The organism is Robinsoniella sp. RHS, from assembly GCF_001029355.1.
GTDB lineage: Bacteria > Bacillota > Clostridia > Lachnospirales > Lachnospiraceae > Robinsoniella > Robinsoniella peoriensis.
Map to the genome: position 1 here is coordinate 224,472 of NZ_JNGB01000001.1, position 18,964 is coordinate 243,435.

Below are 18,964 nucleotides of genomic sequence, written 5' to 3' on the forward strand. Positions count from 1 at the left end.
GCATGTAAACATAATTCCATTTTCTTAGAGAGGAACATCTATTTTAAAAAGTTTCTGCGCAGCACTGACTACTTTCTTCCAACTGCTAATGCCTCATATGCCCTCAGTAAAACCCGGTCTCCTTCCAGCTTCATATCTCCATAATTACTCAGAATATTTTCCCAGCTGCCTTCTAGTACCATCTTGGCTTCTCTATTTTGATAATTATGTATAGCTAAAACCTCACCCTCTGCAGTCACTCTCCTATAGGCAATTACATTTTCATCTTCTGTATCAGCGGGAATGAATTCCCCTTCTGTCAGAATTTCTTTATATTCTCCGGATTTTCTCAGCTGAATTAATTTTTTGTAATAGTTCAGAACGGATTTATCATCTTTTAACTCACACTCCACATTTACTTCGGGGTAATTTTCATTTACTTTGAGCCAGGTTTTATCTGCATCGGAGAAACCGGCATTTTTCTCATTACTCCATTGCATTGGTGTTCTGCTGTTATCGCGGCTTCTTTTGCCTGCCAGTTTAAATGCCTGCTCCGGTGTCATTCCTGCTTCCACCGCACGCTGATACTGGTCCTTTGTTGCAGGATCATTATAGTCATCCATGCTGTCCATGGGAATATTGCACATACCGATTTCCTGTCCCTGATAAATAAAGGGTGTTCCGCGAAGCAGCATAAAGAGCGAAGCCAGCATAGTGATACTATGATAATTTATCTCTCCCTGTGGCAAATATTTATTAACAGAACGAGGCTGGTCATGATTTTCCAGATAAAGGGCTCCCCACCCTCTTTTCTGAGTTTCCAGCTGGCTGTGGAAAATATTGTGCTTTAAATCCTTCAGTGTCCAGTTTGAAGGCTTATACCATTCCCCGGTCTGTGGAATATCAATATCTGCATAACTGAAATCAAACACCATGGAAAAGAACCCATTGTCACCAATAAACTGATCCAGCAGATAGTCCGGGACATTTGCTTCAGCTACCGTCATACTGTTGTGGGGCTGAAACGTTCTTTCTTTTAATTCAGATAAGAATACCTCTATCCCTGGCTGATTGGCGATGCCTTTTCCCACAAAGCAAAGTCCGTCTTCTCCGTCCGGTTCAAAGTTATTGGCTTCAAAATTTTTCTTAATATTGGATATGGCATCGATTCTAAATCCTCCAATGCCTTTATCCAGCCAGTAATTGATCATTTTATAGATCTCTTCCCGCAGTTTCGGGTTCTCCCAGTTCAGATCCGGCTGCTTTTTACTGAATGCATGTAAATAATAACGGTTATCTCCTGCTTTTTCCCAGGCGGAACCGCCAAAATAGGAACGCCAGTTATTAGGGGGCCCCCCATCTGCCCCTTCTTTAAAGACATAATAATCTGCATATTCACTCTGGGGATCTTTCAATGCTTCCTGGAACCAGACATGTTCATCAGAAGTATGGTTTACGACCAGATCCATTAATATCTTTATACCTCTTTTTCCTGCCTCCGTGATCAAAAGGTCCAGATCCTCATCCGTGCCAAAGCTTTCGTCTACGTGATAATAATCAGAAATATCATAACCATTGTCATCCATAGGAGACTTATATACCGGACAGATCCACAGGACATCCACTCCAAGATCCTCCAGATAGTCCAGCCTGTCTATAATTCCCCGTATATCCCCAATGCCATCATGATTGGAATCCTGAAAACTTTTCGGATAACATTGGTATACAATCCCGCTTTTCCACCATTTTTTTTCCATGGTATCATCCCTTTACTGCCCCATCGGCAATTCCTTTCATAATATATTTTTGTAAAAACAGGTATACGATAATAATTGGAATAATCGTAACCAGTACCGCCGGGAAAATCAGTTCCCAGGAGTTACTGTATTGTCCTGATACCATTTTTGCAAAATAAAGCTCCAGGGTCAGGGTCTTATACTCTGAATTACCGATAGTCAGAAATGGCAGCAGATAATCATTCCAGATCCAGATACCATTTAAAATAATTACCGTAACCGTGGTGGATTTCAGCATGGGAAATACCACCTTGAAAAACATCTGAAAAATGGTCGCCCCATCGATGGCAGCCGCTTCTTCTAAAGACTGGGGAACGCTTTTTAAGAAACCATGGTATAAGAAAACCGACATGCTCAGTCCAAAACCACAATACATTAGAATCAACCCTGCCAGATTCCGAAGCTGCAGCATATCAAATACACTGAGTAGCGGATACATGACTGATTGAAAAGGAATCAGCATGGCAGCCGTGAACAGTAAAAATGCTGCCTGAGACCATTTCGTTTTATTTCTTACCATCATCCATGCAGCAAGTGAAGATACGATAACCAGGACAAACACCGAAACTGCAGTGATGAAAAGGGTAATTCCAAATCCCTGTACAAAATGAATCTGATTCAGGGCACTTTTAATATAATCCAGGGTCCATACCGCCGGAAGTGCCATAGGTGAATCTACAATTTCAGCCTGGCTCTTAAAGGAGTTCAAAACCAGAAATGCGATTGGAAACAAAGTATATACTGCCATAATGACCAGTAAAATGCGTACGAGAACTGCTCCTGCTTTTCTTTTCATTACATTTCAACCTCCTTTTTCTTAGTGTAGGATACCTGTATCAATCCAACAATTGCAATTAAGATAAAAAATATGACTGCCTGTGCCTGTGCAAGACCATAATCCGGGGGTCTGGTATCCTTTGTCGTTCTTAAGATCTGTAATGCCAGAAGTCTGGTATTAAAGTTACCATCTGTAAGCGCTACGTTCTGGTCTAACAGTTTGAAGCAATTGGATAAGGTCAAAAATAATACAATGGTAAAGGACGGCATTAGCATTGGCAGCGTGATTTTTCTGAACTTGGTAAATGCTCCTGCTCCGTCAATAGAAGCTGCCTCATACAAATCACTGGAAATATTATTGATTCCGGCCACGAAGATCAGCATCATATAGCCCGCCATCTGCCAGACTACCATGATGACCAGGGCAACCAGGGTTTTTGTGGAATCCTGGGTCATATTCGTTAAAAATGGAATATGCAGAAGTCCCTCTTCTCCAAATAACATTTTTGAATATACGATCTGGAATATAAACTGCCAGATAAAGCCAAGCGCAAGCCCGCCAAGAAGGTTCGGCATAAAAAAGATCGTACGGTAAACACCGCTGCCCTTTCTTAAAATACTGATCATCATCGCCATAACAAGGCCTGCCACACTCACGGCAATCACTGCCATAAGGGTGAATTTTAAAGTATAAATCAAAGCGTCCAGAAACTGGCTGTTCTGAAATACTTTAGCATAATTACGAAGTCCTACAAAAGATTCAAATGCATTTGCCCCGCCGTGGAAATAAGTTCCCCTCCATGCGGAAAATGAATAGAACACACCTATGATAAAAGGTATAATAATAACTCCTACAAACAGTATGACTGCCGGAAGCAGCAACGGCTTAAACCATTTCTTATAATATTTTTCCATCTTAATCTTCCTCCCCTAATTTTCTTAAGGCTTTCCATTGGCTGATACATTCATCTGCAATCTTTTCATAAGCATCCGGTTCCCAGTCTTCCTTGATAAAATACTGTTCCATCAGGATCTTGCCATACACTTCCTGCCCCCAGGTAGGCGGTGCTCCGTTAAATGGGTTTGACAACACATTTCCCTCCCTCAGATATCCAATCAGTGCATTATTTAAGGGATTTTCAAATTCTACGGATGCATCTGCGGTAAATGGGATGAAAGCAAAATCATTGATAATAAAATCCTGGCCTTCTTTTGATGTATTCAGCCAGTATAGGAATTTTTCTGCTTTTTCCTGCTCTTCGGGCTCTGCTTTTTTATTGATGGCATAGTAACTGGGAACAAATTCCGGTACTGAGCTGTTAAATTTTTCTACAGTCATTCCCGGTATCTTGATATCCTCCTGGGTAAATGGCATTTTCACAGGCAGCATGGTAATGGTTTTGACAATTTCCGGATTAATCTTCTCTATATTGCTGTATACCCAGTTTCCCTGCTTGATAAAAATGGATTTATGATCTGCGAAAATCTGGATTGCCTGATCATATCCGCTGGTTGTGGAGTTAATAAAATCAGGACTTCTCTTTAATGTCCCCTTTGCCCCTGCCGCATGGCTAGTCATCAGTTCCTCCACCTGTATGGATTTTTCCAGGGGTGTTTTTAATTCATCCACCTGTTCATCGGTAGCATTCTGCGCTGCTGACAGGCTGTCAAGCACTGCGTTTAATGCAAAATTGCTCATGTGGTCACCATAAGTCCATTTCTCAGCTCCTGCCACGGAGAAGACACCATTGAGCTGACTAGAAATTTCATTTTTTTCCGGCTGGAAAGTATATTCATTTCCGCTCAAATGAACAGTTCCACCTGTACCATTTTTTATGTAATCGTCAGCGGCTGTTACCAGTGCTTCAAATTCATCATAGGTGGCTGTTTTAAAATCTTCCAGCCAGTTCATGGTGTTCTTCTCCCCAAACAAAGCATCTACCATCTTCGTATCTATAATATATCCATAACCTTCCACATTATAAGGTATGCCATAGTTCGTTCCGTTTCCGGAAGACAGCTGCATCCCCTGGGGAATACTTTCTGCAAGCTCCCGCATCTCAGGAGTGGATGCTTCCCGAAGATCCTTTAAGAATCCTCCCTCTTCCCATTCCGGCACTGTTTCCGCATTCACGGAATAGATCGCCGGTTTGTGATTGGAATTCATATCTGCCCTTAAAAGGTCTATACCGTCTGTGGTACCAATCGAAAAGACTTTAATTTTCTGACCCGTCTCTTCTCCATAGGCCTTGCATACTTTTTCCAGTGCATCCGCATTTTCACTTTTCACATTGAAAATATAAAAATCATAATCTTTCCCGCCGCATCCGGTGAACAGTCCCATGCATAATAATAGCGTGGCTCCCAATAGAAATTTTCTTTTCATGTCCTTCTCCTTTTCTTCTAAGTGAAACATGTTTCATTTCTCTTATAAAAATATGCTATGGTGATCCTCATGAACCATAACATATTTCTAACACTTATCTTTTAAAATGATGAGTTCCTGGATTCAAGCTTTTTTCAATGATTATTTCCATGAAACATGTTTCTTATGTATTTCATACTACTCTTTTTTGGGATTACTGTCAATATATTTGAGGATATTCCAACCGTTTCATCGAAATATACAAAATCACTGTTTCTATTTTAGTACATTTGCATCACTGTTAATTGGTGCAATGCTGTCTGGAGCGAACAATTTCATATTAAATTTGGGTTTTGCTGATTAAGACGCTTTGTAGATGTAGGTAGTGTACGGAAAGAGAAGGGGGCGGACCAGGACATTGGTTTGGAAGGCTTACCGCAGAACTGGCATTTTCTAACCTTCCCGGAGCACTTTTTGGCGGCACGCGGGCATTCGCTCCGAAATCCTGATGCATTTCGCAGCTCACTGCCCGCTTACAATCCGATGGGAGCCAGTCGAATTGTATCCGCCAAAAAGCACTCCGGGAAGGTAAGTAAATGCTCAGCTCTGCTATACGCATTCCAAACCAATGTCCTGGCCCGCCTCCTTCTCTTTCCGAGATAGCATTCGTTGATACAAAGCTGGTTTTCTCAACATGATGGGACCCTGGGGTTGTGGCATGCTGTACGCTATTGGCATAGAAAACTTAAAAACCAATAAACCAGCTGGATGTTATCACTGTGAACTGTCTCTAAATTCTACTACAGTATATTTGTGGTTATAGAACCTACATCCAGTTAAGTCTGTGATCAGGAAAGCAGGTAAAATTTCGTCTTATCATCCCCCTTTCACACTGAACTGCCGTAACACACTCTGCTGCATCCAAAAACGAACAGACCGTCACAACCCAAGGGTCTCCACCAGGCTGAGAAAACCAGCTTTGTATCAACGGATGCTATCTCGGAAAGATGGGCGTGGGAAACTGGTATGGGCGGAGGAAGCGTAGAGCAGAGCTGAGTATTTACTTACCTTTCCGGAGTGTTTTTTGGCGGATAGTATTCGACTGGCTCCCATCGGATACTAAGCGGGTACTGAACCGAGAAATGCATCAGGATTTCTCGGTGAATACCCGCGTGCCGCCAAAAAGCGCTTCGGAAAGGTTAGAAAATACCAGTTCTGCGGCCAGCTGACGGAGCCCATGCCAGTTTCCCACACCCATCTTTCCGTACACTACCTACATCTACAAAGCGTCCCCTTCCTCAGCAAAACCCAAATATAATAAACCAGCAGGAGTCTCAAATCCAAGTAATAACCCATAAAATTGTATTGAATTATGAGCCATAAGCCACTATAAACTGTTCGTTGCAGTCCTAGTGGTACTGCCTTTTACCAGAGATACCTTTAATGCATACCTGTTCTGCCTAGGGGCTTTTCCCTCAAGCAAGGATTTCAATACGGCAATCGTCTGCTTTGCTATCTCTTTTACCGGCTGTTTTATTGTTGTGATATCTATAAGATTCATATTTACTACATAGGTTCCGTCATAGCTCACTGCACAGAAATCTTCCGGGATTCGTTTTCCTAACTGCACTGCTGCTTTCAAAAACGCCGTACAGGGCATGTCTGCTGACATCAGACCGTCTATCTCCGGAGATTCCTGCAAAATTGTTTTCGCCAGGCCCAGATATCCGTCAAAATCAAAATCGTTCCAGGGGATAGTAACTCTCCTGCATGCAATTTTGTGCTCCTGAAGTACCCGCTCCAATTCTTCATGTGATTCATAAGAAAGAACCTTTTTCTTCGACTCTCCGCAGATATGAATCACTGATTTGCATCCGCTTCTGATAAATTCTTCAGCTGCAAGCCTGCCGCCCAGTCCATGATTGGAAGCAACTACCGGAATCTGTTGATTTACCTGATAATCCAACATGACCAGAGGCTTTTGAAAAGACTCGTATTCACTGTCGTCCAGACTGTTCACTCCCATAATCACGCCATCCACAATATTGGATTTCAGCATATTCATGTATTCCTGTTCCCGTTCCAAATCATCATCTGTACTGCAAAGCATCAGCTTATATCCGCATTCATAAAGCTCTTTCTCCATATATCCAGCGAGACTCGAAAAAAACGGATGCCGGATATTCGGCACTAACATAGCAATGATCCCTGCCCGCTGCCGAAACATTCCTCTGGCAAGCTCATTTGGAATATAATTTAATTCTTTCATCGCCTGCTCTATCTTCATTTTCGTCTCCGGTGCCACATGGGCTGTACCGTTTAATACTCTGGAAACTGTACAGGCTGCCACATTGGCCTTTTTAGCCACATCACGAATACTTGCCATAATTACCAACTCCTTATGAAATATGTTTCATTCATTTTAGCACGGGCAGGAAAATATGTAAACAGATTTTAAAAGAGGCGCCAAAGCGCCCCTTACATTATTCCGGCTTAACAACAAAGGTATGAATAGAGTGTGCCGGAATCTCAGCCGTAAATTGCCCCTGCGGATATTCACAGGTAAATTCCCGGTCACGGTCCATACTATTCATCAGGGTTATGACCACTTCCCCATTTGGATTTTCAAATACAATAGCATTGGAGGTCCAGTATCCGGTCGTACGGATTATTCTGGCTCCCGGTTTCACAAAATGGGAAAAATGCTTCATCAGATAGAACTCCGGCTGCAGGGTTAATTTTCCTGTTTCGGGATCTACGGTTGCAAGGGAATTCTGGCACCAGCCCCATGTAGAGATACCCCCTTCCGGCAATGCCATATTCCAGTATGTATAACGCTCTGCACCATGGCGGAAATAATACCACATCTGCATAAAAATATATTCCGCCTGTTCCCACTCATTTAAGCCGTCTCCACACTCACTCTCAGTCTGCATGATATGCATTTCAGGAAAACTTGCTTCGATCTGCTCCAGCTGATGTTTGCCGCCCCACTGCACACCCACACCAGTGATATATTTTCTGGCATCCTTATCTGACAGTATGGTATTGGCAAATTGATCATAGAATTCATGATAAGGGGCACCGTTTCCCGGCCATCTGAAATCTACAAAAGGCCCGTTAATAGTTCCAAGCCAGATCTGGGTGTCCAGTCCGCTCTTATCGAATTCCGGCCCCAGATATCCTTTGATAAAGTCCCGCATATCAGAACCATACCAGAGGCAGGAAGGGAACTTCTGATCCGCCATCGGCTCATTCTGAACATGAACCATATCCACAGGTATCCCCTGCTCCCTGTATGCTTCCACAAATTTCACAAAATATCTGGCATAGGCATCCAATACTTTTTCTTCCATACGGATTCTTCCAAAATTATAAGCTTTCTTTGTCTTCATCCAGATGGGCGGACTCCAGGGCGATGCAAAAATACTTAAATCCGGACAATACTTACGGGCGGCTTTAATAAAGGGCAGTGTATATTTTTTATCTCTTTCAATATTGAAATCCTTCAGTTCATAATCCCCATCGGTATCATCACAGCTATACCATTCCAGACTGAAATCGTTGGCACCAATGGGGACCCTTCCCATACAAAAAGCACAGCCTTCTTCTCCGTATAATTCTTTGATAAAAGCTTCCCTTGTATCTTCATCTGTTTTTTGCAGTGCATCCCATCCCAGTTCATTAAAACAGCCTCCGAATCCAAGTACTTTCTGGCGGTAATCTGTTGTAAGCAAAAGGGTATCTTTACTTTCTCCCCTGCTTTTCACCTCCACTTCTTTCCAATAATCACTTTCCCTGCTCATTACATGGGTCACAGTTTTCATATATTGCTTCTCCCTTCTAATATCTATCCGGTTAATTGTTTTTGTTAGTCCTAATATAACAATTATCCTTCGTTTTGTGTAGGTTCAAATCAAACGAAAAAACAGGTCGATTTTAACTTTTAAAATCGGCCTGTTTCCGGATTTCCGGCTGAGATACGTTTTCTAAGCTCTTTTGGTGTACAGCCATAGGCATTTTTAAACATTCTCATAAAGAGTTTGTAATTGTAAAAATGATTTTTTTCCAGGATATCTTTGATACAATAATCGGTATACAGCAATTCTTTGTGGATTTTCTCCATTCGAACTGTATTCAGATATTCCAGAAATGTGATCCCTGTCTGCTGTTTAAAAAATCTGGAGAAATATATCTGATTTAACCCTACTGTATCGGCGATATCATGCAGCGTAACTTCTTCGTTATAATGCCGGTTCACATAGTCCATAATCTGCCGCATCCGCAGCTGGTTTTTCTGTGATTTCATCATGGTCACTTCATCTATCCGCCGCGAAAAAGAATGTATACAGATATAGAGCAGTTCAAAGACCAGGCTATAACAGCGAAATATATATCCTTCTGCTTTTATTTCATATGCAAGAAGCAGGTCCTGCATAAGCATTCGGATTCTGTTAAGTCTGGTTTTCACTCGCTCATCCTCCGTATCCAGGTCTATTTCAAAGCTGTAATTTACCACATCCGGCATAAACTTTTTCAGAAATGCAATGGGAATCTGCAGTAAAATAGCCTGATTCCCGCCAATGCATCTGGTGGAGTGGATGCTCATTGTATTAATTATCACGAAATCATTTTCTTTCAAAGGAATCATCCGGTTGTTGTCATACACTTCCAAACTGCCTTTCACCAGATAAACAATCTCAATCCAGTCATGAAAGTGTTTGGGAACTACACTTCCCTCGTCAATAGAATAATTCAGATTAATGTCAATCGCATCATTCGGTTCTATAAATTCATGTGTATAGGACTCCACAATCATTTCTCCTTTGTTGTGTTACGGATTATCACTCATAAATCCGGTAATCTCTTTTGCTGCTGTATTCTGCTGTTCTTCCTGGGAAACTGCAGCTTCGCCGTCTCCTTTTTGTTTTCCGTAACTGCCAAACTGGGCATGATTTCCTCCCTCTATCACGATTTCTTCATGCACTTTTGGCATCATTTTCAGACCTTCTTTGAACTTCTCCCGGTTCATGACCTGATCCATGCTTCCATACATACTGAGTACTTTCAGACTGCTGCTGCTAAGATCGGATGCTGGATAAGCGCCCAGTAGGATAAGCCCCGCCAGCCGGCTGCTATACTTTGCTGCAAATTCTGCAGCCATGGCACCGCCCAGAGAATGGCCTCCCACATACCAGTTTTTAATTGTATCATATGTATCCATATAATCCTTGGCAGCATTCATATCAAAGACAGCCAGATTAAACGGCATTTTCACTAATATGCAAAGGTATCCTTTTTTCGCTATGATCTGCATAAGATCTGCATATGCAGTATACTCTACCTTTCCTCCTGGATAAAAGATCAGCGCCGTTTCCGGTTTTTGATCGGATGGAGTAAAAAAATAACTGTTTCCCTTACTTGTAATGTCCACACCCTTGCTGCCGTCAGCCTGCGCCAGCGCTTCTGTTAAAACAGGATGTTCCGCATGATAGTAACTCCCTGTATAAATAAAAAATGCTCCCGCCATAACTACCAGCACACTTGCCGTTATTATGGCTATTTTTTTCCATAAACTCATCTTCATTTTGGACTTCATTCTTTATGCCTCATTTTCTGATTACTTATTTAAAATCCGGTGAATCTCATAACGTATTTCTTTTATTCTTTTTTCTTCAAATGCAGGATGGTCTAAAAACCATTTTACATTCAGTGGAGATGGATGGGGGAGAACGTATGCCGGTTTCCCATTCAGCCTCTGATCCTCAAAAATCAAATCCGTGAAATTGCTTTTAGGGAAGAAAAAGTCCGCTGCATATTTGCCAACCAGGATATAGATCTCATTATTGACCAGTTCCATTTCCTGCAAAAGCCACTTTCCGGCACATACCTTCGGAGGCTTCCTGTCTCCTCCTCCAGAAGCTTTTCCTGGGAAACAGTGGGCAACTGAAACAATATAAAAGAAGTCCGGATTATAAAATTCTTCATCCGTAATGTCATACCAATCATGACGCAGCTTCTGTCCGCTGGCATCGTTAAAAGGCTTACCCGTTTCATGAACCCGCCTGGACGGAGCCTGGCTGATCTGCATGATTCTGGCATCTGCATTTCCAAACAGGATAGGACGGGGTTCATAACCAAACAATTCCTCACAGGCACGGCATTCCCGTATCTGTCTGCGAAGTTCCCGGTATTTTTTTTCTCTGAAAATTCGGCTTTTATGATCTGATATCTGGCTTTTATGATCTGCTGTACAGCATTTATTATCTGATATCCGGCCTTTATGATCCGTCATGTCTCCCACCCCTTTCCTGATAAAAGCACCCTTTCGGGTGCTTATACCTGCCTGATTTTTGGATTTACTGCTTCTTCTCTTACATTGTGAGTCTGATTTTGATTTTCTGGTTTCACCTTCTGGGTTACACTGTTGAATTCTTCCAGATTCTTCTTTTTATTCTGATGTTCCAACTCTTTTTTATTCATATCATCACCTCAGTATTACTATGGCTGAAGTGAAGCATATTTATTCAGATATTTTAGAAAAATAATAGTCCGTTACCTGTCTTTTACCAGGTCATAGCTTTCAGCCAGCATCCTTTTGATTTCCTTATCAGGTATCGTTCCATCCAGAATCAGTGAATTCCAATGCTTTTTATTCATATGATATGCCGGCACTACGGATGGAAATGCATTTTGCCAGAATGTAACCCATTCAGGACTGCATTTAATATTTACCCAGATTCGCTGGTTTCTCTCATAGATGTATGCAAAACTTCTTTTATTTTTTCCACACCTCATAACAGTCCAGTTATCATCATGAAATGGATAATCTTCATAGACACCGGGAAATGTCTGGCAAAACCGGATAACCTCTTCTCTTGTCTCCATTTTTCTCCTTTAGATCGCGTATCTGTTCTAAAGCCTGTTAGAATTGTTTACAGACAAGCTCAAGTATCAGATATTCTTCCTGCCTTTTCTGACAATCCTATTTTCGCACATTTTGACAAATATTTCAAATACTTTATTTCCCCGGACAACCAAGCGGAATGCTTGCATGTTCATTCGGCGAATGACACGAGAGACAAGTAATCTGGTACACCGTTGATATATCTGATACTGTCCGACTAGGAAATCATTTCTTCCATAGTATGCCATCCAAGTACCGCACACTTTACACGTGCCGGCATATGGGAAATATCTTTCAGCGCCGCAGCTTCCTCCAATACCTCCAGCTCTTCTTCCTTTGCTTCTCCTTTTATCATTTTCCCAAACAACTCCGCCAGTTCCAGGGCTTCCTGCTCTTCTCTTCCTATGATTAAATCCAGCATCATATCTGCGGATGCCTGGGAAATGGCACATCCTGTTCCGGTAAAAGTCCCGTCTGTAATTACACCATCTTCGATTTTTAATTGCAATAGGATGTCGTCCCCACAGCTTGGATTCACACCTCTTAATACCTTTGTAGGGTGTTCCATCTCTTCTTTATGGGTTGGATGCAGATTATGTTCATTTAAAATTTCGGTATATAATTCTCTAAGCCCCATATCCAAGCCACCTCCTTACCTGTCTTAAATTTTCCAGAAAAATATCGATTTCTTCTTCCGTATTGTAAAAGTATACGCTGGCTCTCGCCGTGGCATTCACATTTAGGAATTTCATCAGCGGTTCTGCACAGTGGTGCCCTGCCCGAATTGCAATATGTGCAGAATCCATTATAGACGCTATGTCATGAGGATGTACGCCGTCTATGGTAAATGTCAGAATACCGCTATGTTCCTTTGGATTTCCGGAACCGATGAGATGCACATGGGGAATTCTACGGATTCCTTCCATTGCTCTTTCTACTAAAATCTCTTCCCGTTTTTGAATTTCCTTATATCCCACTTCCTTCAGATAACAGACCGCTGCCTCTAATCCTGCTGCTCCCTGTGCATTTACCGTTCCGGCTTCAAACTTATGGGGAAGCGGTGCAAATGAAGCATCCTGCTGGCTAACCGTATCGATCATCTCACCACCGGTCAAAAATGGAGGCATTTCTTCTAACAACTGCTTTTTGCCATACAGTACACCGATCCCCATGGGCCCCAGTAATTTATGCCCGGAAAAAGCGTAGAAATCAGCATCCAGATCCTGTACATCTACTGCCATGTGAGGAACTGCCTGGGCACCGTCCACTAATACAACGGCACCCATTTTATGTGCATATGCGATAATTTCCCTCACTGGGTTCGTACATCCGATTACATTCGATACATGGGCAATCCCCACTAGTTTTGTGCGGCTGCCGATTTTAGTTTGCACCTCAGACCAGGGGATACTTCCATTCTCGCTGCAATACAGATAAATCAGTTTCGCACCGGTCTGCTTAGCCACCATCTGCCATGGAAGGAGATTACTGTGGTGTTCCATAATGGTCACCACGATCTCATCTCCTTTCGTTATATTAGAGAGCCCATAGCTGTATGCCGCCAGATTAATGGATTCTGTTGTATTTCTGGTGAATATTATTTCACAGTCATGCCTGGCACCGATAAATTCTTTTATCGTATGCCTGGCCCTTTCATAGGTCTCCGTCGCCCGTATGCTAAGTCCATACAGTCCCCGCATTGGATTCGCATTCTCTGCTTCATAAAAACGGGTCATCGCATCCATTACCTGACGGGGCTTTTGAGAAGTTGCTGCACTGTCCAGATAAATCAGTTCCCTGTTTTGCAGGATAGGGAAATCTTCTCTGTAATTATGTTTCATATTGAAACACCTCCTCTATATAGGACTGAACCTTTTTCACGGAAGCTTCATCGGGTATCCGGCGGCAGATTGCATCTATACCGGCACGAATAATCATTTCCTTAGCCTCATCTTCCGTAATTCCTCTGGTCTGCATATAAAATAGAAGTGATTCATCAATTTTCCCTATGGTTGCCCCATGATTTCCATCAACCTCTTCTTCCTGGCACAGGATCAGGGGAATTGTCTTATTAACTACGTCCCTGCCAAATAGCAAAGTCTCTTCCTGCTCTTCACCTGCACTGCCTTTTGCACCACTTCTAAAATCAATCGTACCCCGGAACACCTTTTCTGCCTGGTCTAGCAGTGCTCCTTTTACCTCCATTCGGCTTTCGGTCTTCTTTCCTTCATGCACTGCCACATAATTCATATCCAGCTTTTGCTGCGCTCTGCAAAGATATCCGGTTCCGCTTTCAAAACTGCTTTTATATCCCTTTAGCCGGGTATGGCAGCCTGACCATCCCCTGTTTCCTCCGATCTCCAGTTGAACTACCTCAACCCTTGCCTGTTCCTCACAAACGGCTCCCATATCATCGAAATGTATAACTTCCCGCCCCAGAAGCTGCAGCTTAATGATCCGCACTACCGCATTTTTCTCCGCATAAATCCTGGTACGAATCCCAAACAGTGCTTCGCTGTCACTTCGGGAATGGTAATCCATAATAATCGTCATTTCGCTGCCTTCCCGGGCATATATCAGCTGATCTTCAAAAGCTGCGCCATGATCCTGGCTGGTATAATGTAAAAACAGGGGTTCCGCCACCCGACATTCCTTTTCAGCCAGATACCCCGTAATCTCTGTCTGCATCTCCTGAAGAAATTCACCGGTTTCCTCACCCATTCCTGTTTCTATGCCTTCCATAGCAGGCATGAAACGCTGCAGCTCCTCTGTTTCCATAACACGTATTCCAGCTGGAATCTCAAAACTGCACTCCATTTTTTTCTGTACCGCATCGATGTTGAAATCCATTTGACTATCATTTATTTTTAACCAGTTCCAGGTGGGAACCGGAAGTCTGTTCACCTTTTTATTACATACTATCTGCATTTTTAATCCTCCGTTCTATCCGATACATCCGCTCATCTCAAGGCGGATCAGATTATTCATTTCCACTGCATATTCCAGTGGAAGTTCCTTGGATACCGGATTGGCAAAACCACTGACAATCATTGCTTTTGCTTCTTCTTCGCTGATACCTCGGGACATAAGGTAAAATACAGCTTCATCACTGATCCGGCCAATTCTTGCTTCATGTCCGATATCCGCATCCGAAGTCCGGATATCCATTGCCGGTATAGTATCTGACCTGGACTCGCTGTCCAGCATCAGAGACTGGCAGGATACCGAGGCTTTGCTGTGCTTTGCTTCTTTCGTCACCGTTACAGAACTGCGGTAAGTGCTGTTTCCGCCCGATTTAGAAATTGATTTGGTATTGATAACAGAAGATGTATGGGGCGCTTTATGCACCATTTTAGCTCCTGTATCCAGGTTCTGTCCATTTCCCGCGAAGGTAATCCCTGTGAATTCTGCCCTTGCCCCTTCACCATTCAGAATGCTCATAGGATACAGGTAAGATACGTGTGAGCCAAAAGAACCGGAAATCCATTCAATGGTTCCGCCTTCTTCTACCATGGCACGTTTGGTATTCAGATTAAACATATTCTTTGACCAGTTTTCAATAGTAGAGTAGCGAAGCTTAGCGTTCTTCTTTACAAATAACTCCACACAGCCTGCATGTAAATTTGCTATATTGTATTTCGGTGCAGAACAGCCTTCGATAAAATGCAGGTCTGCGCCCTCATCCACAATAATCAGTGTATGTTCAAATTGTCCGGCACCCGGTGCATTTAAACGGAAATAGGACTGCAGCGGTATGGTTACGGATACGCCCGGCGGAACATAAACAAAGGATCCCCCTGACCACACTGCTCCATGGAGCGCTGCAAATTTATGGTCCCTCGGTGTTACCAGCTTCATAAAATGCCTTCTCACCATATCTGCGTATTCACCTTTCAGCGCACTTTCCATATCCGTATAGATTACGCCCTGTTCCAGCACTTCCTGTCTCACATTATGATAGACCAGTTCTGAATCATACTGGGCTCCCACTCCTGCAAGGGATTTCCGCTCCGCTTTTGGAATCCCCAGTCTTTCAAAGGTCTCTTTAATCTCCTTAGGAACATCAGACCATTTACCGCTCATAGCAGTATTAGGCCTTACATAGGTAACAATCTGATCCATATGTAAGCCATCCAGTGCAGGTCCCCACTGGGGCACTTCCATCTGGTTATAGATCTGAAGAGAGCGCAGGCGGAACAACTCCATCCATGCAGGATCTTTCTTCTCTCTTGATATCTGCTCCACAATTTCCGGTGTCAGACCTTCCCGTACCCGGTAAAAGTCCTTTTCATCATCTTTTACATCATATATACTTCTGTCGATATCGTCTACATAGGTCTTTTCTTTCATGCTGGCTCATCTCCCATCTCCTCATAGAACTGTTCAAATCCATGCTTATTAATTTTTTCTACCAGTTCTGGTCCGCCCATTTTCACAAGTCTACCTTTCAACATAACATGGGTATAATCCACATGCAGATATTCCAGAATTTTCGTACTATGGGTAATAATCAAAAGTGCACCATCCTTCTGCTTCTGGTATTCCTCTATCCCTTTAGATACAGTCCGGACCGCATCCACATCAAGTCCGGAGTCCGTTTCATCTAAGATTGCCAGTTTGGGCTTTAACATCAGCATTTGTAAGATCTCCGATTTTTTCTTCTCTCCGCCGGAAAATCCTACATTCAGATCTCTTTCGGCATAGGAAGGATCCATCTGGAGCAATTCCATAGCTTTATTCATAGAACGCTGAAAGGATAACAGCTTTAACTTCTCCCCGGTCTGCTGATGAATGGCATTGCGGATAAAACTCTGAAGTGAAATTCCAGGAACCTCCAGCGGATTCTGGAAAGAAAGAAACATTCCCATCTTTGCCCGCTTATCTGTGGATTCCTCTGTAATGTCCCTTCCTTCAAATAAGATGGAACCCTGGTCAACCTGATACTGTGGATTCCCCATCAGGATATTTCCCAGAGTGGATTTTCCGGCGCCGTTTGGGCCCATTAAGACATGTGTTTCCCCCTTTTTCATTTTCAGGTCCACATGCTGTAAAATCAGACCGTTATCTATACTTACGGATAAATCATTTATTTGTAGTAACTCTTTAGACATTTTAAAAACCTCCTGTATTTGTGTATATTTTAATTCCGAGTATTTTACTGGGAATTAATTTACTTACATTATAATCCCCTTCTTTAAAATTAGCAATAGGCAACTTCTAAAAATTTAAAGATCGTGGACAAAAATAGAGAACAGAAGCTGAGGTATATGGAATCCCCGCTGTCTGTTCTCTGTTTTTTATACACTGCTCTCTGTTCTTCTATTCTCTATTTGCTAATCTTTATTTTTTATTCCCTGTACTTTATTCTCTGTTCTTCTATTCTCATTCTTATTAAGTTTTGTGACCTGGTTAAAGTTTCAATAACATTAAATAATCTTCTTCTTTTTCTTCTATTATTTGAAATCCCGTTTTTTCATACATCTTCAAAGCATAATTATCTTTGTCTACGCTTAAGGATGCCTGAGCATAACCATCTTCCCTCAACAACTGTATCATCTCTTCCATCAGCCGGGTTCCGATTCCCTGACCTCTGTAACTTTTATTTACGGAAATTGCAAACTCCGGGGTAACTGCATCAACATTTCCATAACCCGGATCCGCTCCTGCTAAAATTCTGGTCCATACTGCCCCGACAATCTTCCCTTCTGTCTCTGCAACCAGGCATCGATCATCCTTTTTTCCAAAATTCTCTATGTAGTGGTATAAGTCAGGTTGATAGATAACCTCTCTGGGCAGCTTTGGTTCCTGGTCCGGCTGATAGATTGCATTATATAACATCTCTTCCAAAATATTATTTTCCTTCGGTTTAAGCTTTCTGATAATCATACTTATACCCCCTTAATAGCTCAAGCTGTACTGTATTATAACACCTGCCCTGTCCTTTGGACAACCGAATCAGCCTGGTAACGTTTGAAATCTTCCAAATTATTCCGGTATTTTTAGTGTTTTATAAGTAAAGTTATAAACAAAATCTGTTTTTTTGCGGAAATATGCCAAATTGGCCACCGGTATGTATGAAGAGCACATTTCCTGTCAAAAGCGGATTTCGTTTATATAACTCGGAGACCACCCCGTACAGGGCTTTTCCGGTATACACAGGATCCAGCAGGATGCCTGTCTGAAGCGCCGTTTTATGGATAAAATCCATCACCTGAGATGAGGTTATCCCATAACCTTCTCCCACATAATCATACACTATATGAATGCGGTCGTAACTTATCCGGTTACGGCACCCACCTACACGCAGCCCCTCTTCAATAATTCCGGCTATCTGCATTTCTGCATCTGCATTCTTATCATAGATATTGAATCCCACAATCCGTTTCCGGCATCCATACATCTCATTTGCCGCATAAAGCCCGGCGTATGTTCCTCCCGACCCAACCGCCACACAAATCGTGTCAAACGGCTCCCGTAAAAGACGTTCCTGCATCATAATTTCTTCATATGCCTGATAGTACCCAAAAAATCCGATTCCGTTTGAAGCTCCTTCCGGAAGAATATATGCCTGAATCCCTCTTCGGGTATAAGAAGCCCTGATCTCCTCCATAAGCTGCTGTCTGCGGTATTTATAATCCTCCTCTGAAACAAACTGCACGTTGGCACCAAAAAGCAGATCCAGAAAATAATTTCCATCCGGGTGCATATCACTGCCACTCAAAACCAGATGCGCCTTTCTGGAAAACAATGCTGCTGCCGATGCAACTGCCCTGACATGGTTTGATTGGATCCCTCCGCAGGTGATAAATACCTCTGCCCCCTGATCCATCCCTTGTTTTAATGCATATTCCAGCTTACGTACTTTATTTCCACCCATCTCAAATCCGGTAAAATCATCCCTTTTCATAAAAAGTCTGGCATTTTCCCTGCAGTAGTCCATCCCATCAAGAGACCATATTGGCGTTGGTAAATTGGCGAGCTCAAGTCTGTCCGGTTTTCTCATTCTGACTGACCTCCAAATACGATTTGTTTATCATATGCCTGTCTGTCAGGGAATAGAATGATAACTCCTAACCAAAATCCGTCATAAAAGCCTCATTATGGAAAATTGCATTGCGAATGCTGTGCGGGGACCTGTAA

Annotated in this window: 19 protein-coding genes; all 19 read right to left on the minus strand. The window is 42.5% G+C overall.

Annotation, left to right across the window (positions count from 1 at the left end):
• Positions 1-68: 68 nt before the first annotated feature.
• The 19 genes from RHS_RS00980 to RHS_RS01060 all read right to left on the minus strand — a co-directional run bounded on the left by RHS_RS00980 (position 69) and on the right by RHS_RS01060 (position 18,827).
• A complete protein-coding gene (locus RHS_RS00980) occupies positions 69-1,736 on the minus strand; it encodes an alpha-glucosidase (protein ID WP_047832100.1) in 1,668 nt (555 codons plus the stop codon).
• Between the two features lie 4 nt (positions 1,737-1,740).
• Complete coding sequence (locus RHS_RS00985; protein WP_027294391.1) at positions 1,741-2,571, minus strand: carbohydrate ABC transporter permease; 831 nt, start codon at positions 2,569-2,571, stop codon at positions 1,741-1,743.
• The gene (locus tag RHS_RS00990; RefSeq protein WP_027294392.1) at positions 2,571-3,467 is read right to left on the minus strand and encodes a carbohydrate ABC transporter permease; all 897 of its coding nucleotides are present in this window, start codon (positions 3,465-3,467) and stop codon (positions 2,571-2,573) included. The genes RHS_RS00985 and RHS_RS00990 overlap by 1 nt, the downstream gene beginning before the upstream one ends.
• Position 3,468: 1 nt before the next feature.
• Positions 3,469-4,938, minus strand: coding sequence for an ABC transporter substrate-binding protein (locus RHS_RS00995; protein WP_047832140.1), 1,470 nt, complete (start codon positions 4,936-4,938; stop codon positions 3,469-3,471).
• Positions 4,939-6,064: 1,126 nt separating this feature from the next.
• Positions 6,065-6,187, minus strand: a complete 123-nt coding sequence (locus tag RHS_RS29815; RefSeq protein WP_255348045.1) for a hypothetical protein — start codon at positions 6,185-6,187, stop codon at positions 6,065-6,067.
• Positions 6,188-6,304: 117 nt separating this feature from the next.
• Positions 6,305-7,303 carry a LacI family DNA-binding transcriptional regulator gene (locus tag RHS_RS01000; RefSeq protein WP_027294395.1) on the minus strand — a complete coding sequence of 333 codons (999 nt, stop codon included), beginning with the start codon at positions 7,301-7,303 and terminating at the stop codon, positions 6,305-6,307.
• 97 nt (positions 7,304-7,400) lie between these two features.
• Positions 7,401-8,744, minus strand: a complete 1,344-nt coding sequence (locus tag RHS_RS01005) for a glycoside hydrolase family 30 beta sandwich domain-containing protein (protein WP_047832101.1) — start codon at positions 8,742-8,744, stop codon at positions 7,401-7,403.
• A 119-nt stretch (positions 8,745-8,863) separates the two neighbouring features.
• Positions 8,864-9,730: an AraC family transcriptional regulator gene (locus RHS_RS01010; protein WP_044297461.1), complete on the minus strand. Its 867-nt coding sequence runs from the start codon at positions 9,728-9,730 to the stop codon at positions 8,864-8,866.
• 21 nt (positions 9,731-9,751) lie between these two features.
• Positions 9,752-10,516 carry an alpha/beta fold hydrolase gene (locus RHS_RS01015; RefSeq protein WP_047832102.1) on the minus strand — a complete coding sequence of 255 codons (765 nt, stop codon included), beginning with the start codon at positions 10,514-10,516 and terminating at the stop codon, positions 9,752-9,754.
• Positions 10,517-10,537: 21 nt separating this feature from the next.
• Complete coding sequence (locus RHS_RS01020; RefSeq protein ID WP_395020921.1) at positions 10,538-11,212, minus strand: uracil-DNA glycosylase family protein; 675 nt, start codon at positions 11,210-11,212, stop codon at positions 10,538-10,540.
• A 41-nt stretch (positions 11,213-11,253) separates the two neighbouring features.
• Positions 11,254-11,400 carry a hypothetical protein gene (locus tag RHS_RS29820; RefSeq protein WP_176731142.1) on the minus strand — a complete coding sequence of 49 codons (147 nt, stop codon included), beginning with the start codon at positions 11,398-11,400 and terminating at the stop codon, positions 11,254-11,256.
• A gap of 72 nt (positions 11,401-11,472) precedes the next feature.
• Positions 11,473-11,805 (minus strand): MmcQ/YjbR family DNA-binding protein, encoded by a 333-nt coding sequence (locus RHS_RS01025; protein ID WP_044297459.1) that lies wholly within the window; start codon positions 11,803-11,805, stop codon positions 11,473-11,475.
• 236 nt (positions 11,806-12,041) lie between these two features.
• A complete protein-coding gene (gene sufU, locus RHS_RS01030; protein ID WP_047832103.1) occupies positions 12,042-12,461 on the minus strand; it encodes a Fe-S cluster assembly sulfur transfer protein SufU in 420 nt (139 codons plus the stop codon).
• Positions 12,451-13,665, minus strand: coding sequence for an aminotransferase class V-fold PLP-dependent enzyme (locus RHS_RS01035; protein WP_047832104.1), 1,215 nt, complete (start codon positions 13,663-13,665; stop codon positions 12,451-12,453). Before RHS_RS01035 ends, sufU begins: the two co-directional genes overlap by 11 nt.
• On the minus strand, positions 13,655-14,752 hold the full coding sequence (locus tag RHS_RS01040; RefSeq protein ID WP_027294403.1) for a SufD family Fe-S cluster assembly protein: 1,098 nt from the start codon (positions 14,750-14,752) through the stop codon (positions 13,655-13,657). Before RHS_RS01040 ends, RHS_RS01035 begins: the two co-directional genes overlap by 11 nt.
• Positions 14,753-14,767: 15 nt before the next feature.
• The gene (gene sufB, locus RHS_RS01045) at positions 14,768-16,174 is read right to left on the minus strand and encodes a Fe-S cluster assembly protein SufB (RefSeq protein WP_047832105.1); all 1,407 of its coding nucleotides are present in this window, start codon (positions 16,172-16,174) and stop codon (positions 14,768-14,770) included.
• Entirely contained in the window at positions 16,171-16,935 is a 765-nt protein-coding gene (gene sufC, locus RHS_RS01050; protein WP_047832106.1) for a Fe-S cluster assembly ATPase SufC, read from the minus strand. Before sufC ends, sufB begins: the two co-directional genes overlap by 4 nt.
• Before the next feature lie 298 nt (positions 16,936-17,233).
• Positions 17,234-17,710, minus strand: coding sequence for a GNAT family N-acetyltransferase (locus tag RHS_RS01055; RefSeq protein ID WP_044289408.1), 477 nt, complete (start codon positions 17,708-17,710; stop codon positions 17,234-17,236).
• 133 nt (positions 17,711-17,843) lie between these two features.
• On the minus strand, positions 17,844-18,827 hold the full coding sequence (locus RHS_RS01060; protein WP_047832107.1) for a pyridoxal-phosphate dependent enzyme: 984 nt from the start codon (positions 18,825-18,827) through the stop codon (positions 17,844-17,846).
• Between the last annotated feature and the right edge of the window lie 137 nt (positions 18,828-18,964).

What these genes read in the sequence shown, in the direction of transcription:
- RHS_RS00980 (WP_047832100.1), bottom strand. Translation starts at nt 1,736, where the DNA reads ATGGAAAAAAAATGGTGGAAAAGCGGGATTGTATACCAATGTTATCCG.
- RHS_RS00985 (WP_027294391.1), bottom strand. Translation starts at nt 2,571, where the DNA reads ATGAAAAGAAAAGCAGGAGCAGTTCTCGTACGCATTTTACTGGTCATT.
- RHS_RS00990 (WP_027294392.1), bottom strand. Translation starts at nt 3,467, where the DNA reads ATGGAAAAATATTATAAGAAATGGTTTAAGCCGTTGCTGCTTCCGGCA.
- RHS_RS00995 (WP_047832140.1), bottom strand. Translation starts at nt 4,938, where the DNA reads ATGAAAAGAAAATTTCTATTGGGAGCCACGCTATTATTATGCATGGGA.
- RHS_RS01000 (WP_027294395.1), bottom strand. Translation starts at nt 7,303, where the DNA reads ATGGCAAGTATTCGTGATGTGGCTAAAAAGGCCAATGTGGCAGCCTGT.
- RHS_RS01005 (WP_047832101.1), bottom strand. Translation starts at nt 8,744, where the DNA reads ATGAAAACTGTGACCCATGTAATGAGCAGGGAAAGTGATTATTGGAAA.
- RHS_RS01015 (WP_047832102.1), bottom strand. Translation starts at nt 10,516, where the DNA reads ATGAAGTCCAAAATGAAGATGAGTTTATGGAAAAAAATAGCCATAATA.
- RHS_RS01020 (WP_395020921.1), bottom strand. Translation starts at nt 11,212, where the DNA reads ATGACGGATCATAAAGGCCGGATATCAGATAATAAATGCTGTACAGCA.
- RHS_RS29820 (WP_176731142.1), bottom strand. Translation starts at nt 11,400, where the DNA reads ATGAATAAAAAAGAGTTGGAACATCAGAATAAAAAGAAGAATCTGGAA.
- RHS_RS01025 (WP_044297459.1), bottom strand. Translation starts at nt 11,805, where the DNA reads ATGGAGACAAGAGAAGAGGTTATCCGGTTTTGCCAGACATTTCCCGGT.
- sufU (WP_047832103.1), bottom strand. Translation starts at nt 12,461, where the DNA reads ATGGGGCTTAGAGAATTATATACCGAAATTTTAAATGAACATAATCTG.
- RHS_RS01035 (WP_047832104.1), bottom strand. Translation starts at nt 13,665, where the DNA reads ATGAAACATAATTACAGAGAAGATTTCCCTATCCTGCAAAACAGGGAA.
- RHS_RS01040 (WP_027294403.1), bottom strand. Translation starts at nt 14,752, where the DNA reads ATGCAGATAGTATGTAATAAAAAGGTGAACAGACTTCCGGTTCCCACC.
- sufB (WP_047832105.1), bottom strand. Translation starts at nt 16,174, where the DNA reads ATGAAAGAAAAGACCTATGTAGACGATATCGACAGAAGTATATATGAT.
- sufC (WP_047832106.1), bottom strand. Translation starts at nt 16,935, where the DNA reads ATGTCTAAAGAGTTACTACAAATAAATGATTTATCCGTAAGTATAGAT.
- RHS_RS01055 (WP_044289408.1), bottom strand. Translation starts at nt 17,710, where the DNA reads ATGATTATCAGAAAGCTTAAACCGAAGGAAAATAATATTTTGGAAGAG.
- RHS_RS01060 (WP_047832107.1), bottom strand. Translation starts at nt 18,827, where the DNA reads ATGAGAAAACCGGACAGACTTGAGCTCGCCAATTTACCAACGCCAATA.